General features: G+C 63.3%; 11 protein-coding genes. 6 read left to right on the top strand and 5 right to left on the bottom strand.

All coding sequences use genetic code 11. The annotated features are described in order from the left end of the window. Positions 1–1265 (bottom strand): VCBS domain-containing protein (locus JQ617_RS25615; protein ID WP_212028741.1); only part of this gene is annotated, 1265 nt, incomplete at its 3' end. 1086 nt (positions 1266–2351) lie between these two features. Here JQ617_RS25615 and JQ617_RS25620 point away from each other — a divergent pair. Continuing rightward, entirely contained in the window at positions 2352–2861 is a 510-nt protein-coding gene (locus JQ617_RS25620) for a ParB N-terminal domain-containing protein (RefSeq protein ID WP_212028742.1), read from the top strand. Between the two features lie 300 nt (positions 2862–3161). After that, positions 3162–3785 carry a hypothetical protein gene (locus tag JQ617_RS25625; RefSeq protein ID WP_212028743.1) on the top strand — a complete coding sequence of 208 codons (624 nt, stop codon included), beginning with the start codon at positions 3162–3164 and terminating at the stop codon, positions 3783–3785. 85 nt (positions 3786–3870) lie between these two features. On the opposite strand, the gene JQ617_RS25630 is transcribed toward JQ617_RS25625, so the two are convergent. Together JQ617_RS25630 and JQ617_RS25635 are read right to left on the bottom strand one after the other, a co-directional pair. Beyond that, positions 3871–4896: a glycoside hydrolase family 5 protein gene (locus tag JQ617_RS25630; protein WP_212028744.1), complete on the bottom strand. Its 1026-nt coding sequence runs from the start codon at positions 4894–4896 to the stop codon at positions 3871–3873. Positions 4897–4916: 20 nt separating this feature from the next. Then, complete coding sequence (locus tag JQ617_RS25635) at positions 4917–6203, bottom strand: O-antigen ligase family protein (RefSeq protein WP_212028745.1); 1287 nt, start codon at positions 6201–6203, stop codon at positions 4917–4919. 218 nt (positions 6204–6421) lie between these two features. On the opposite strand from JQ617_RS25635, the gene JQ617_RS25640 reads away from it, so the two are divergent. Further along, entirely contained in the window at positions 6422–7558 is a 1137-nt protein-coding gene (locus JQ617_RS25640; protein WP_212028746.1) for a GNAT family N-acetyltransferase, read from the top strand. Between the two features lie 28 nt (positions 7559–7586). Here the strand turns inward: JQ617_RS25640 and JQ617_RS25645 are convergent, their stop codons facing one another. Then, positions 7587–8810 carry an FAD-dependent oxidoreductase gene (locus JQ617_RS25645; RefSeq protein ID WP_212028747.1) on the bottom strand — a complete coding sequence of 408 codons (1224 nt, stop codon included), beginning with the start codon at positions 8808–8810 and terminating at the stop codon, positions 7587–7589. A 433-nt stretch (positions 8811–9243) separates the two neighbouring features. Here JQ617_RS25645 and JQ617_RS25650 point away from each other — a divergent pair, with 433 nt between their 5' ends. Continuing rightward, on the top strand, positions 9244–10590 hold the full coding sequence (locus JQ617_RS25650; protein WP_063694915.1) for a lipopolysaccharide biosynthesis protein: 1347 nt from the start codon (positions 9244–9246) through the stop codon (positions 10588–10590). 3 nt (positions 10591–10593) lie between these two features. On the opposite strand, the gene JQ617_RS25655 is transcribed toward JQ617_RS25650, so the two are convergent. Beyond that, positions 10594–12690 carry a GumC family protein gene (locus JQ617_RS25655; protein WP_212028748.1) on the bottom strand — a complete coding sequence of 699 codons (2097 nt, stop codon included), beginning with the start codon at positions 12688–12690 and terminating at the stop codon, positions 10594–10596. Between the two features lie 278 nt (positions 12691–12968). Here JQ617_RS25655 and JQ617_RS25660 point away from each other — a divergent pair, with 278 nt between their 5' ends. Together JQ617_RS25660 and JQ617_RS25665 are read left to right on the top strand one after the other, a co-directional pair. Next, complete coding sequence (locus tag JQ617_RS25660; RefSeq protein ID WP_212028749.1) at positions 12969–14159, top strand: glycosyltransferase family 4 protein; 1191 nt, start codon at positions 12969–12971, stop codon at positions 14157–14159. A 27-nt stretch (positions 14160–14186) separates the two neighbouring features. Further along, entirely contained in the window at positions 14187–15719 is a 1533-nt protein-coding gene (locus JQ617_RS25665) for a glucosamine inositolphosphorylceramide transferase family protein (protein WP_212028750.1), read from the top strand. Positions 15720–15817 lie beyond the last annotated feature (98 nt).

The following is a 15817-nucleotide window of genomic DNA, read 5'->3' on the forward strand; positions in this document are numbered from 1 at the left end:
TGAACCGCCAGCGTGCCGGACGCGTTTGGCGAACCTGCGTTGCCGTTGTTGACTCCGCCGGCTTCGGTCACCGCGCCAGTTGCCGTGCCGGTGATCGTGGCGTTGTCATTCGAACCGGTCACGGTGACGTCGATCACCTGGCTCGCGGTACCATCGGCGGATTTGACCGTCAGCGTGTCGTGCACGACCTGATTGGCGATCAGGCCCTGGGTCGCGCTCTTGGTATTGTCCAGCACATAGGTCCACGCGCCCGTGTTGCTGTTGAAGGTGAAATTACCGTACGTGCCGGCGAGTGATGCGGTCGCAACCGTCTGAAAGACAGCCTGGCCGTTATCGACATCTTGAACCGCCAGCGTGCCGGACGCGTTTGGCGAACCTGCGTTGCCGTTGTTGACTCCGCCGGCTTCGGTCACGGCGCCCGTTGCCGTGCCGGTGATCGTGGCGTTGTCATTCGAACCGGTCACGGTGACGTCGATCACCTGGCTCGCGGTACCATCGGCGGATTTGACCGTCAGCGTGTCATGCACGACCTGATTGGCGATCAAGCCCTGGGTCGCGCTCTTGGTATTGTCCAGCACATAGGTCCACGCGCCCGTGTTGCTGTTGAAGGTGAAATTGCCGTACGTGCCGGCGAGCGACGCGGTCGCAACCGTCTGAAAGACAGCCTGGCCGTTATCGACATCCTGAACCGCCAGCGTGCCGGACGCATTTGGCGAACCTGCGTTGCCGTTGTTGACTCCGCCCGCCTCGATCACGGCGCCAGTGGATGCACCGGCGATCGTGGCGGCATCGTTCACGCCAGCGAAGATGACTGTCGCCGTAGCCCAGCTCAGCGTTCCGTTGCCGAGGCGAATGGCATAGGTGAAGGTATCCGTAAGCGTATCATTCGCGCCAAGAGCCTGAAGCTGAGCCGCCAGGCTGGTTGAATCGTAACCAATCGTGCCATTGGCATTGATCCAGATCTTCGCGCCGAGCTTGCTGGTATCGGTGCTCTGCGCGTCTCCCTGGGCAGCAGTTGCGTAAGTTGTATCCTGCTTGAGCAGGTCCGCAGGCGCGTAGTTTGCCGTTGGCGATGTATTGGCGTTCGCACTCGTGGCATTATCGACCGACCAGAGGACCTTTGCGTTTCCTCCGAGATCGTTCGCGAGAACACCGATGCTCAGAATGCCGACATTGGTCGCCAAAAAGTTAAACGTATCATCGACTGCCTGCGGGGTATTTCCAAAGGAAACCGTGGTGCCGCCGCCTGTGGTCTGAGTAGCCATGGTGCTCTCCTCGAACTCAAAAAATCTGCATGCCGGATCGACTCGACTGGAGCTCGACTAGGCTTCCCGATGAATGGATGACTTCGGATTTTTGCCCGTCGGGATCGCTGCGCGCAGCGCCAACAGGTCGCGAGAAACGGATTTTGCCGGGGCTGGGTCTACCGCGAGGCCTGATGCGGCAGCTTGCGAAGCAAGCCGGGCGAGATCGCGCAGTCTCGCTCCAAGATCGAACCAGTCGTGCGTGGTCTCTGCCGAGCCACCTGCGGATAATTTGTGCGGATCAAAATTTGTGCGACCCAACGCTCAACTCCCTTGCGTCCTTGTCGACGCAGGAGGGGCGCAAAAGCGCAGACCAGAAATCACTCCACGAAAATCGTAGCGCGTCCGTCCCAGGTGGATTGGGCGCTTACAGCCAGGAGCAGCTACCGCCTCCTAAAATCTGCTCAATGGCAATCAATTAACGCGAAATAACTCCGAAAGCCCTGTTTACCCCTGCCCGCTTCGTATCCGGCCCCGCACGGCGGACACGTCGCCAAATGACCTGTTGTGAAAAACTTCGACGATTAAAGACTTCTTGGTGGGGATTGCTTTCCGCCCGTTGCGACCACCGGTAAAGCGCGATCCCGGCCCGAGCAGTAACTATCCCTTAACTAATTAACGAGCAATCTGCCGCAAATTCGCGCGTTCGTCCATACGTCAGGCAGCTACTTTTGTTTAACTATTAACTTGCCCTCGACGACATTTTCCACAAGGGCTTCGGCATAAACTGCCTTAACCCGCGTTTTTACGGGAGTTCCGCACCAATCGCGTCCGCGATCGGCAAGGAACGGGATCAAACCGGATAAGCCAAGTTTTAAGGCGCCTCGCCAAACTTCCGCGTGCTCCAGGTCCCGCACACTGACAGCGCGCCAATCTCCGGCAGGAACTTTTCGGCCATTTCGGACACCTCCCAGGGCGTGATCCCAGTCTTCCCTGCATGACCCAACGCGAAGGGAAACTGGTTGCTTCACGCGCCTGCTCGCTCCTAGGATAGCTGCGCTCCCTCGCCTCTCCGGCGACGGAACCAAGAGTGCCGGAGCAAGAGCTATGTCCAAGGCGGAAAGCTTGCCGATCGACAAAATTCGTGTTCCAGCCAAGAGCAGAAAGACGCTCGAGCCCGGACGTATTCAAACGATCGCGGAAAGTATCCTCGACATCGGCCAGCAAGTCCCTGTTTCCGTTCGGCCCGAAGATGATCGGTTCGTTCTCGTCGACGGACTGCATCGGCTCGAGGCCTGCAAGGCGCTTGGTGAAATGTCCGTCATGGCCGTCGTGGTCGCGGCGGAGAGCCCCCAGCACAGGAAGCTGCTGTCCGACAGCACCGAACTGGAAGCCGAGCGCAACAAGATGGCCCGGCTGAAGCAACTTCGACTCGAGAGGGAGGCCGTTGCGGCCATCACGGCCGTGCCGGCAAAATCCAGCCAGGAACGAAGCACCGGGGCCAAGCCGGTCACGTCGTCGGCGCGAACCAGCCGAACGGCAGCACCATCGGTATCCAGACCGAAAAGCCTGTCGCAATGGATCACTCAACAGAAGAACGACGGTGGCCGCTATTGACCCTCGGACGCATTGTCCGGGCACGAACTGAGAAACCTCCCATCGCCTGCTCTCTATTGCGCAGCGCGAATATTGGGTTTCCGGCTCACGGCCCTTGAACGGATCTAATGGAATCGTCCGCCTGGAGGACGGCCATGCCGGCGCAGCTTTGCCGCCGACAGTCGCCGAGCATGAAGATACTTAAGAAGATAAATGCCAGATCGGCTTTCGAGCGTAAATTCGACCATAAACAGTTTTGAAAAATGACGCCCGATGTTTATGTTCGTCGAGCGAGTGTAGAGTGCGACCACGACGGATGCGATGAACGACAGCCCCAACACCTCCTGGCCTGCCCTCGTAAACGACGTGGAGGCCGAGCTTCCCGAGCATTTCAACTGGGGCGCCCTGGCATTGCAGCGACCGCGATCGGCACAGGAGACCGCAACCGGCCCGGCCGGCGCTTCGACAGGGCGCAACGATGCATCCCCGGATGACCGGCCCCCTGGGCAAACCGTGCCACCAACCGCCGAGCCCGATTTCCGGCCGAATACTGGACTTGTTTCCTTTCCGGACGCCCCTGCCACGACAACGGCAGGCACGATCGACCCGGCGCCCGAGGCTCACGCTGCGCGGAATGATGCCAGCCCGCTCTTGGACGTGGTCGCAACAGAGAGACCCATCGCAATCGATCGGGGTCCATTGCCGGTCACGACACCGCGTCGTTTGCCGCTTCCTCTGCCGGGAGACAGGATTCTGCGGTTACGGTTCTCCGATGTCGGTGAACCCAGCGAACCAGGCGAGCATCCCTCGCTCTACGGTCTCGTCGAAATTACGCGAAGTGATCTCGCCGTCTGGAATGCTTATCCGGAAGCCGTGTTCACGGTCATACGACCGTCGCCCTACTCGACCGCGGCCATCTCCCGGCTTGGGACTTTCGAGGTTTGACGGCCGGATCGAGTCTCACCCAGGATCCCAAACCAGCATCCGGCGCGAGCGACATTGATCCTCGCCGCCGCATTGGCACAACGCGTCAACGCGACGGCGGGATCAACGCGCGCAGGATGTCCGGCTTCCAGGCCTGGCGGGCACTGTCGAAGGCCGCAAAATCATGGTCGAATTGCCAGTAGGCCCACGACCAGCCCAGCCTGTCCGCAGCTCTCGCCACGAATGACAAATAGCGCGCACGGCTTTCGGACGGCGCGCGCTCATACACGCCGAACTCGCCGAGATAAACGGGGCGCTTCTCCTTCTCTGCCCAGAGACTCATCTTCCTGAAATCGGCCGCTGCCTTCGCTTCGTCGTCCGCCGAACCCCAGTCCAGCGGCCCTATCTTCGAAAAGGTCCGGGACCACGGCGCGCCCTGATGTGTGAAGTTTAGCGGTGCGTAATAGTGGAACGTGACGATGAGATTCCTGTCGTCGGCCGGGAGAGTCAGTTCGTCGACGGGATTCTCATCGATGTTGAGAACGGCGGCGATAACCGGCCGCACGGGGTTGGTGCGGCGGATGATGCCGAGGCATTCGTTGAGCAGCGAATTCCACTCGGCTGCCGTCATCTGCCCGCCCGGCTCGTTCAGGACCTCGAAGACGAGCTTCGGATACTTTCCGGCATAGCGCTCGGCGATCTGCCGCCAGAACGACTTGAGCTTCTCGGTGCATCCGGCCACGTCGCTCTGGCAGACATGGGTATCGTGCTCGTCGAGGATGGGGATGAGATTGCGCGCGAGGACCTCCTCGACGACGGCATCGAGCCGCCTTAGCACGATCTCATCCAGCACATTCCCCGGCCCCATGAACTTGAAGCCGAAAAAATTGATCCTGACATGCGCGAACCCGGCCTTCCTGATCGTCGTCAGATTGTCGAGGCGGAACGGCGCGTTGTGACCGCCCTCCCAGATCCCGTCATAGCCGAGGATGTTGATGCCGCGCCCCAATTTCGGCAGCTCGCGCGAGCCGGCCTGCTCGGCCCCATGGGCAGGCAAGCAAAGCGACGCGAGGAGAAAGGCTGCGGCGGCAAGACTGAAGCGTCGCGGCCGACGGGCACGGATGGCGGTCATCTTGCTTCCATTGCTAAGGATTAGAGATCGGGCCGCGGGACGGGCCTGCACGTTGCGAAGAGAAACGCGACCAGTAGCACCGAGGTGAACATCGTCGAGCGCAAAAACGTCGTCTCCGTGAAATTGGTCTGAAAGCTGAGGACGACGAACCCGATGATGAGAGCGCAGTGCGAGCGCTCGATGGCGCGCGCGGAAATCAGGTGGAGAACCTTGCTCGAGAACAAAAGGACGCTTGCCGCGAACAGCACATAGCCCAAAAATCCCGTCTCGATCAGGATCGCGATATAGCCGCTGTGATAATTGTCCAGCACCCAGGTGTGGTTCTGCTCGAAATAGTCGTAGATCGAGGGGATCGTCCAGAAGCCGTTGATCCCGAAGCCGAGCAGCGGCGCATCGTCGAAATGGCTTATGGCGTAGTGCCAGATCAGGGTTCGCTCGGTAAAATCGATGCTGGCATCGCCGATATGGATGGCGTCATATCCGGTGACGTAGAAATAGAGGAACAGGAAGCCGGCCAGGATGCACATGACGAACGGCAGCACTGCATAGACCCTCATGCAGCGGACCGACCACATCGACGTCACCAGCAGCGCACAGGCCGCAAGCGCCACGGCGCCGGCACCGCGCGATTCCGAGGCGAGCACGCAAGTCGACGCCGTGAGAAACACGACGAGGAAGGCGAGCCAGCCCTGCCCCCTCATCTTGCGATAGCAGGCAAGGAACATCAGATAGGCGCCGACGAAACCAAGCGTCTGTTTCGATTCATAGATGCCCTGCCATTGGCCGCTGTGCATCCAGCTGTGATCGATCCCGATGTCGGGGACAGCGATCGCGAAGAAAGCGGACGCGGCAACCAGGATGAACAGTCCGTGGGCCGTCGCCTTGACGATGTCGTCGATATCGATGCGCGTGACGAGGCAGAACGCACCGAAAGTCGTCATTGCAAGCGCTGCACTCTTCATCAGCGCCGCGACGTTCAGGCTGGACCAGAATACGGAAGAGACGGCGAAGCCGTAGAATGCGACCAGCGCAATCAGATCCGGATTGAACTGCAGACGCAGGCGCGGACGCACGAATGCGCTGGCATAGATGAGGATGGCCCACATCAGGATCGCCACGGCCTGTTGCAGATAGGTCAGCTCGGTCGGCAGCAGCCCGGTGTTGAAAGTGCCCATCGACGCAACGACGTTGACGGTGATCGAGCCGCGAATTGCGGTTCTGGCGATCCACTCGATGTCAGGGCTGCGCGTCTTCCAGAACGCGCTCTCGAGTACCCCGGAGTCCACCTCGGTCTGCAGGCTGGCCATGGATCGACCTTCCTTAAGCGCGGTTAATTATTCGCTAGCACCGGTTAACCTTGCCCTCCGAACCATGAGGTTAAGGCTTCGGTAACGATATGAGCGCGCCTCGCCGTATTAATGCAATTCGTAGCGCGTCGGTATCTCCACCGTCACTGCCCTGCTATAAACCTTCGCTGCGGCGCGATCGACCATTCCCGAGTGACACGATTTTCCCTGGTTAATGCATGAATACGTCTGGCACCACGTTCGATATCGCCGTCGAGCCGGCATTCGACTTTCTGTCCGCGGAATATGCCGAGCTGTTCGACGCTTCGGCCGCCACCGCGTTTCAGCATCCGCTCTGGCTGCACAGCCTCTATAGCAGGCTCGCCTCCCATGCCGGGGCGACGCCGCTGGTCATCGTCGCGCGCCACCGCACCACGGGCGCGCTCGCCATGGTGCTGCCCCTGCTCCGGATCCGGCGCGGTCCGATACGGACCGTCGAATTCGCAGACCTGCGCGTCTCCGACTATCTCGCGCCCGTCTGCAGCCCGCAGGTGTTTGCCGATCTGCTCAGGAACAGGGACGCATGCGCCGAGATTCAGCATCTCGTTCGCCCCTTCGACCTGCTCCGGATGGCCAAGCTGCCGGACGGACGGCTTCCGATCGAGAATCTCCTGGGCGCCCCCCGCCGGGTCGCGATGGACAGCAATGCCTATGCGACCGTTCTCATCGCTCCATTCGAGCAATGGCGCGCCAGCGCGCTGGACCGCTCCTATCAGAAGGAGCTCGCGAAGAAATCCCGTCAGCTCCAGAAGAAAGGCGCACTCAGCTTCTCATGCTGCGACGACAGCGCCTCGGTCCTGGAAGCTATGGACGTCATGAGGAAATTCCGCGGCCCGCGCTTCCAGTCGCAGGGCGACGGGGACCTGCTGCAGCGGCCTGAATATTACGACTTCTATTCCGACGTGGCGGTCCGCGGTCTCGGCTCCTTCGTGCGGCTCTATGCCATGAAGATGGATGGCGAGGTGATCGCCGCCGTGCTCGGATTGCATCACCACGACAGCTACCTCGTGATCATGAGCGCCTTCGACATCGCCGGCTACAAGAGCCAGTCGCTGGGCGCGCTGATGTTCGAGCAGGTGGCGAAGGATTGCATCGAGCGCGGGGACCGGATGCTCGACTTCACCATTGGCGACGAGCCGTACAAGAAGCTGTTCGGCGGACAGCCTTCGCCGATGTGGGCGCTCACGCAGGCCGGCAGCACGGCAGGCACTGTTGCCTTGTTCGCCCTGAATCAGGCGCCATGGCTCAAGCTGGCCGCCAAGCGAATTTCCGAGTTCAGGCTGCTGCCGACCGGCACGTCGACGCCGACGCGTTGATCCATGCAAGGCGTGCCGGGCGCGACGCTCAGGCGCGCAGCGCGCTGCGGACCTGTGCCAGCCAGCCCGGCCGCATCTGATCGACCCGATGGGTGATGCTGCGCCGCAGGAAATGCAGCCGCCGCCGCACGTCCCAGCTGAGGTCGTTGCGGGACGTCAGAGCCTGGCGGAAGCGCGCCATCTTCAGCGACTGCTGGTCGGCCGCGATCTTGTCGGGATCGGCATAGAACTGCGATATCTTCTCCGTGCCCATGCCCGCCGTTGCGAGCCAGCGCGGCGCGTACTCGGTACACAGACGCTCGACATCCACCAGCAGGCGGGCAACCCCGGTACCCGCGGCAGGACAGTTGGTCTGGAACGCATCGCCGATGAGCACGATGCCCGGCTGGAGATGTCCTTCGACCACGGACAGGTCCATCACCCAATTCTGCACCCGCTCGGTCACGTGGAAGTTGCCGAGAAAATTCTGCAATCCCGGCAGCAGCCGCAAGACCGTTGCTTCCGTGTCGCGACGCAGCTCGCGCATGACCGGATCGGTCGGATCGCGGAACATGAAGAGGTTGGCGCGCATGCCGGTGCGGACTGGAAACAGGCTCAGATAATCGACACCGTCCGCGGTACGCTCGCCGTAACAGGTCAACGCCTCGAAATCGAACGGCGCGCCGTCGCGGCGGGCGATGGTGAAACCGAACGAGACCGAATGGCGCTCGGCCAGCACCCGGCGCCGGATGCCGAGCTTGTAGCCGAGCGCTCCCGCCATGCCCGTCGCCAGCACGACCAGGCGCGCATCGATACGCCGTCCGGAGGCGAGCTCGAGATGCTGGACGTCGTCACTCGCGGTGATTGCCGTGACGTCGTCGACGATCAGAGTTGACGGATCCGGCAACTGGCCGCGCGCCATGGCGACGAGATCGGCATAGGGAAGCCCGTAAGCCTGGCCGACGCTGACGTCGACCACCTTGCCTTCCCTGACATTGAGCACGCGGTCATATGGGCTGCCGGCGCTCGCCAGCGCATCGATGAAGCCGAGCCTGCGGAAGATCTCGAGCTGATGACCACCGATCTTCTCGACCCGGAACTCATCGACGGGGACGGCGCGCTTGTCGACCAGAGCGACGCGATGCCCTGCCCGCGCAAGGACGGATGCCGCGAGAGATCCCGCAAGGCCGCCGCCGACGATCGCGATATCCGCAGCGATCGTCGAAATATCCTTGGCCGCGTTCGGCTCGGTCACGGTGCTATCCGCCGTCATGGTTTAGGCTCCCACAGTTAACGGTGGTTCCAGTGCAATTTTCCCGCCTGATGTCGCATCGCAGGGGCGAGCGCGATCATTTCCGTCAATCGAGGTTAATGAACCGAGCCACTGATCCGACCGAGCGATATCGCGGCATGCGTCTTGCTCAGAATGACCGGAGAAGGCCGGATTCCGGCAGTCCCATGGTGGAGCGAATGCCTGCATCGCGTCGTAGCGGCGTCATGTCGCTGTTCGGACGAGGTGGCGTTTGCTCTATCTGGGACAACCCGGACGAAGGTGTTTCACCGTGGCGCAGCGGGCCAACACCGGCATCCGTTGCGACATGCGGACTTCGGATGCCGCCCATTAACACTCGGGGTTTTGCGACATGCTAGGCTGCCGCCGATTTCGTAATGCGTACCTTCCGGGGAGAGTTGCCCCTTAAACTTCCATGATCAAATCCATCCTCCAGCTCCTGCGGCGCGATGTGACGCGCGGTGTCGTCGGGACCATCCTTCTCAAGGTTGGTAGCGGCGCGCTGGCGTTTGCGTTGTTCTCGCTGGCGGCGCGGACGATGTCGCCCGATGGGTTCGGTATCTTCGCGACCTGGCTTTCGATCGCGCAGATCGCATCGGTGGTCGGACTGGTCGGCCAGGAGTCGCTTCTGGTGCGCTTCCTGAACGAGTATCAGGTGGACAACCGGCCCGATCTCACGAAGGGCGTGCTGCTGTCGAGCCTGAAGATCTCCGCCGTCGCGATGGTGATCGCGATCGGCGCCGTCGCCCTCGTGGCGAAGATGCGGGGCGACTGGTGGCTCTTGATCCTCGCCGTGTCGGCCTACACGGCCGTGAACGCCGGGCTGATGCTCGGCAGCCAGGTCGCCCGCTCGCTTGTCAGCATCCTGATGGGAGAAGGCAACAGGGAGTTCTTCTGGCGGGTCAGTGTCGTCCTGTTCCTGCTCGTCATGATGACCGGCCACCGGCTGCTCGATCCTGCCGAGCTGATTGCCGTGATGACGATCGCGATGTCGGTGGGCCTCGGCGCGCAGGTCGTCGCGGTTGCCCGGGCGCTCCCTGACTTCCGCAGCACGGCGGCAAGTTCGGAGACGTCGCGCTGGAGATCGAGCGCGCTTCATTTCTGGGTCGCGTCCATCCTGGAGGCGGCCAACCAGTATTTTGACGTCATCCTGGTTTACTGGATGCTCGACCCCGCGACTGCCGGAATCTATTTCGCCGCCTCGCGCCTCGCCAATATCTTCGCGATGCTGTCGGCCGCATTGTACAGCTTCGGCGCGCGCCGGCTTCCTTCGCTGTACTTCAGCAAGAACCACCAGGAGTTCGAACGGACGCTGCGGCTGATGGCGGAAGTCACCGCACTTTCCGTCGTCGGCGGGCTGCTGCTGATCTGGATCGGCGGTCCGCATCTCCTCAATTTGTTCGGGCCGCATTTCGCCGCGCAGCACTGGGTGCTGATCGTGCTCGCGATCGGAACAGCGTTCCAGGCGGCAGGCGGTCCGTCGGCTGCGATCCTGCAGCTGACCGGCCACGAGCGCATCTATGTCCCCGTCGTCGCCGCCAACGTGGCGCTGCGCCTGATCGGCTTCCTCGTCCTGATTCCGTGGCTCGGCGTGCTTGGCGCCGCGATCTCGGCCACCGTGTCGCTGGCGCTCGCGACCATCGCCCTCAACATCCTCTGCCGGCGGCGAACCGGCGTGGATCCTTCCATCCTCACGCTGTTGCGGTTTTCGGCGTGGAAACGCGGCCCCTATCGGGTGCGGGCTGCCGAGCCCGGCGAGTAGGGATCAACCCGCGAGGCCGAGCACTTCGCCGCGACGCTGCGCCGATGCCCGATCAGCAGCCACATGATTGACGACGATGCCGGTCGGCACGCCGCCGAAACGGGAGAGCGCGGCGGTTGCCCGGCGCATGGCGGCTGAATCGACGGCATCTTCGCGCGCAACCAGAATGACGAGATCAGCATGCGCGGCCAGCGCCGCCGCCTCCGGCTGCAGGGCCAGCGAGGTTGCATGGACGACGACCAGATCGAACTCAGAACGGATATCGTCTGCGGACGGCGGCTCGGGACGCTTGCCGGCGCTCAGGAGCGCATCGACGCTGCGAACGTTCGCGATGGTCACGCCGTCGGCCTGCCCCTTGGCGAGGCCCGTCCCGGCACCACCGAGATCCGGCTCGACCCGGATCAGGACGCTCAGTCTGCCACCGTTCACCGCCCATCGGTTCAGCGATCGCGCGACGGTGTTGCCGCCGGCACGCTTGCCGACCGATAGCACGAGGGCGACCTTGCCCCGGTCTCCCGGCATCTTCTCCAGCCTCTCGAGCACCGGACGCAGATGCGGACCGAGATCGAGCTCGGACGTTGCTGACACCGGGCCCTGCCAGATGTTTCTGGGGGCATTGCCAGGCAGCAGGTCGGGAATGCGAGCCCATACCGGCGGACGCGGCCACGCCGCGGGCTGGCGCGGCGCCGGATCGGAGGCGGGAGCTTGTTCGGCAGGCTCGTCAGATCCGCGCCCGGTCGCGGCGACGACCGCCGTCGACGTCAGCAGGGAGCCGATCGCGAGAGCAGCAAGCAGCAGAGGCAGCGGCGGCAGGGTCGAGCGCAGCGGCGGAATGGCCGGCGAGGCCACCTTGGTCTGGGAGCTCTGCAGCAGGCGCTGCTCGTTCGTCGTCTTGGAGCGCGACAGGAACTGCTCGTAGATGTTCCTGTTGGCCTCGGCGTCGCGCTGCAGCTCCTGGAGCTTCACCAGCGCCTGGCCATCGACGAGGAGCTGCGATTCCGCCGCCTTCATCTGGCCTTCGAGCGCCTTCTGCTGATCGCGCTGGGACTCGTATTCCGACTTTGCGGTGTCGATGCCCTTGGCCCGCTCGACCTCGATCTGCCTGTTGAGATCGTTCAGCTGGCCGTACGACATCACGAGATCGGGATGGCGATCGCCGAGCACCGCCCGCTTCTGCGCGATCTGGTCGTTGAGGGCCGAGCGCTGGGCGCGCAGCGCGCTGAGGAGATCCTGTTTGACGGGCGCCTCGACATTGGCCTTCACGTCGCGCTGCGTCTGCTCGTAACGGGCCTTCGCCTCTTCGGTCCGAGCGCGCGCGGCGGCAACCTGCTGCGAGAGCTCGGTCACGCGCAATTGCTGGGTCGTGGAATCCTTGCCGGCGTTGACGATCCGGTGCTCGAGTTTGAACGCGGCGACGGCATCTTCCGATGCCTTCAACCGGTCGCTCAATGTCTTGAGCCGGCTGCTCAGCCAATCCGCGGCCTCGTCGGTCGCCTCGGAGCGGATGCTCTTCTGGCTGGCCACGAACGCTTCGGCGATCGCATTGGCATAATAGGCCGCCCGCTCCGGCCGGTTCGAGGTGAAGCGGATCGCGATCACATAAGTGAGCCCGCGCCGGGAAATATCGAGACGGTTGCGGAATCGCTCGAGCAGACGCGCCGGGTCTGTGTGTCCCCCGGAGATGTCGTCGTCGTCGCGCACCTTGAGCTGCTCGATCAGCGGCTTGAGGAAGCCGTCGGACTTCGCAACTTCAACCAGGCTCTGCAGCGCGGCGCTGTCCTGCCCGATGCCCGGCAGAACGTCCTGCTCCGTGGTCACGCGCTGCTCGCGGGGATCGACGACGACCAGCGCGGTCGCGGCAAATCGAACGGGAATGACCAGGAGGACGACGGCGCCGAAAGCGAAGATCGCGAGCGCCAGCGTCAGGATGCGGCGCGCGTTGTCGCGAAGGAAGGAGAATGCCCCCGCAGCCGTGAGCAGGCCGCCAAAACGTGCGGCGGTCCCGCGAGCCTCACCGTCCGGCGCAGTCCGGCTCTGCCACGACGCGGCAATACCGGTCGATCCGGATCTTGTCGGGTCTGCACGGCGACCGAACGTCATGGACTTTACTCGGATTCAACTGGCGAACACTGTTCAGTGGCCTCTTCCACCGTAAATATCTATGGTTAATCGGCGGTTACCCGGCCCCTGCGCGAAGGTGACCAATTGGTTAACGGGCGTGTGGCGCATCGCCCCGGATGCGGCGGATTTTCCCGTGAATCCCAGGCCTCCGGCGCGCCGCGCATTAACTCCGTTTGTTGCTAGTCGGTGTCCGCGCGATGCCCGCATGATAGGTACGGGGTTAAGAAGGTGAATGTTTTATTAGCGGGTCGGAATTCGTGCTCCACTACCAGCCAGGCGTAGAACTGGGCGATGCACCGAAGCTGCCGTCCACGGCAGCGGCACTCGCAAGACCCGCCGGCGGTGCAGCGATGCCGCATGTGCTTCTCGTCCAGACCCAGGCCGAGAATGCCGGCGCACAGGAGATCTCCAGGCTGCTCGGCGCCGGCCTCTCCGCGCGCGGCTACCGCGTCACCAATCTGTTCTTCTTCCGCAAGTCGGCGTCCTTCGACGAGCCGCCGGATACGCTCTATTGCGCATCGCACCGGCCGGGCAATCCGCTGGCGCTGCTGCGGATGCTGTGGACGCTCGGCCGTCACATCAGGACCAGCAAGCCCGACGCGGTTCTGACCTTCCAGCATTTCGGCAACGTCATCGGCGCCGGCGTATCCAGCCTCGTCAGCCGCGCGCCCGTCGTCGCCAATCAGGTCTCGTCCGCGCTGTCGATGAGCTGGCCGGTCCGTGCCGCCGATATCGCGATGGGCAGCCTCGGCTTCTTCGATCGCATCACGCTCAACTCGAAGGACATGCAGCGCGAATATTCGCGCTACCCCGCGGCGTACCGGTCGCGCATGGTGCATGTCCCGCACGGTTTTGACGTCAAGGCACTCACCCTTTCCAGGGACGCCGCCCGGCAGAAATTCAATCTGCCGCAGGACCGCATCCTGCTCGGCTGCGCCGCGCGCCTGCACCCGCACAAGCGGCTCGATGCGGCGATCCGCCTGCTGCCGGATCAGCCGTCCTGGCATCTTGCACTGGCCGGCCAGGGCGCCGACGAGGCCCGGCTGAGACAGCTGGCAGACGAATTGAAAGTATCGGACCGGCTGCATCTGCTCGGCGAAATCACGCCGCGACGGATGGCGGAGTTCCTCGCCTGTCTCGACCTCTTCGTGTTTCCGACGCAGGCCGAAACGTTCGGCCTTGCTGCGGTCGAGGCCGCGAGCGCCGGTGTTCCCTCCGTCGTCACGGATCTTCCCGTGCTGCGCGAGGTGTTGTCGTTCGAGGGAAAGCCGACGGCGCTGTTCGTCGATGCCTCCGATCACGCCCAACTGTCGGCGGCGGTCTCGAAACTCCTCAGCGACAAAGCGCTGAGCGACGAGTTGCGGCAAAACGCGAGAGGCCTTCGGTCGCGCTATTCGGTCGACGCGATGGTGGAGGAATACGTTCGAATTCTCGGCCAAGTCATTTGACCTGACGGTTGGAAGAATGGGCTCGACATGATCATCGAGTTTCGCTGTGAAGTTGACCATGCGCGGCGGTGGATGGACCGCGCGACGCTGTCGATCGACGGACGCGATGTGCCGGTCCAGATCGCTTGGAGGGCAACGGCAGAGCCGCGGCCCGCAGGCCTCGACATGCTGTTCGAGCTCGAACGCCTGGTGCTGCACAAGGGCAAGGCCAGCGGCGCGGACAGGCTGAAGGTCACTCCGGAGCGAACGCAGGCGCGCGCCGCTACGGCCGACGTGATCGTCGATTTCACCAGCGCCGCGCGCGAGGCGGACTGCCCTGCCCGGCTGTATCTCCGCCCGCGCTTCAACGGCGCCATGGGCGAGAACGCCGCGCTCGCCGCCATTCTCGCCGGCGACCTGCCCGTCATCGATATCGTCAACGAGGTCGACGGAACGATCCTCGATCGCGGCCATCCCTCAGCCGAGATTGCGGCCGGCCTCAGCGGCGCGCTCGACACCATCATGGCCCGCACCCTGACCATGGTGGCGGCGATCCTGTCGGGACGGCCTCGGATCGTGCCGCAGTTTGCGCAGCCCGCCACGGCGACAAGCCAGCGCGGCCCCGCCGCTTACGTGCTGCGCGGCCTCGCGGTGTCGATCGCCAAGGAGATCTATCGCCTCTGTTGCTACGCCCCGCATTGGCACGTCGGCTGGCGCTTTAATGACAATGCCGGCGTCTGGCAGACCAAGGATCTGTCGGGACCGGCCTGGACCGTGCTCGGCGATCCCGGCAACCATTTCTACGCCGATCCCTTCCCCATCACCTGGCGGGGGCGGACATTCGTCTTCTTCGAGGATCTCGATCACCGCGTCGGCAAGGGGATCATCTCGGCGATCGAGTTCGGCGACACCGGACCGATCGGCGAGGTCGTGCCGGTGCTGGAGGAGCCCTGGCATCTCTCCTATCCGTTCCTGATCGAGGACGATGGCGAGTTGTGGATGATCCCGGAGAGCTCGCTCAACGGCGATGTCGCGCTCTACCGGTGCGTCCGGTTTCCGGACAGATGGGAGCGGCACGCGACGCTGCTGTCCGGCCTCGAGCTCGCCGATGCCACCATCACGCGGCACAACGGCCTGCACTATCTGTTCGGCGCCTGGCGCGACGGGACCGGCGGCTACTCGGATTCGCTCGCGATCTACTACGCCGAACATCTGCTCGGCCCCTGGCTACCGCATGCCAGCAATCCGGTCCTGATCGATCGCGCCAGCACGCGCCCTGCAGGAAATTTCGTCACCATCGACGGCAAATTGTGGCGCCCGGTGCAGGACTGTGCCGGAGGCTACGGCGCAGGGCTGGCGCTTGCGGAAATCGTCGAGCTGTCGCCGACGACGTTCAGGCAGATCGTCCGCCATTCGCTGAGGCCCGGACCGCACTGGCCCGGCCGGAAGCTGCACACGCTGAACCGCTGCGGCCGGCTAGAGGTGATCGACGGATCGCGCGTCCAGCCGAAGCTGCAAGCCTTCGCGCGGCGATCTCCGTCGGCCGTGCTGTCGCCGCGCACCCGGCCGTCGACCGCCTAGTTTTTTTTCAACCGCGCGGCGGTTGCCAAACTAAAAAGTTCGAAAACAACCCCATGCACAGTAGGACGCGCCTGTTTTCAAACGCGAAATTCACGCGG

Origin of the sequence: Bradyrhizobium sp. KB893862 SZCCT0404, assembly GCF_018130885.1 — a bacterium.
Taxonomy (GTDB): Bacteria; Pseudomonadota; Alphaproteobacteria; order Rhizobiales; family Xanthobacteraceae; genus Bradyrhizobium; species Bradyrhizobium stylosanthis.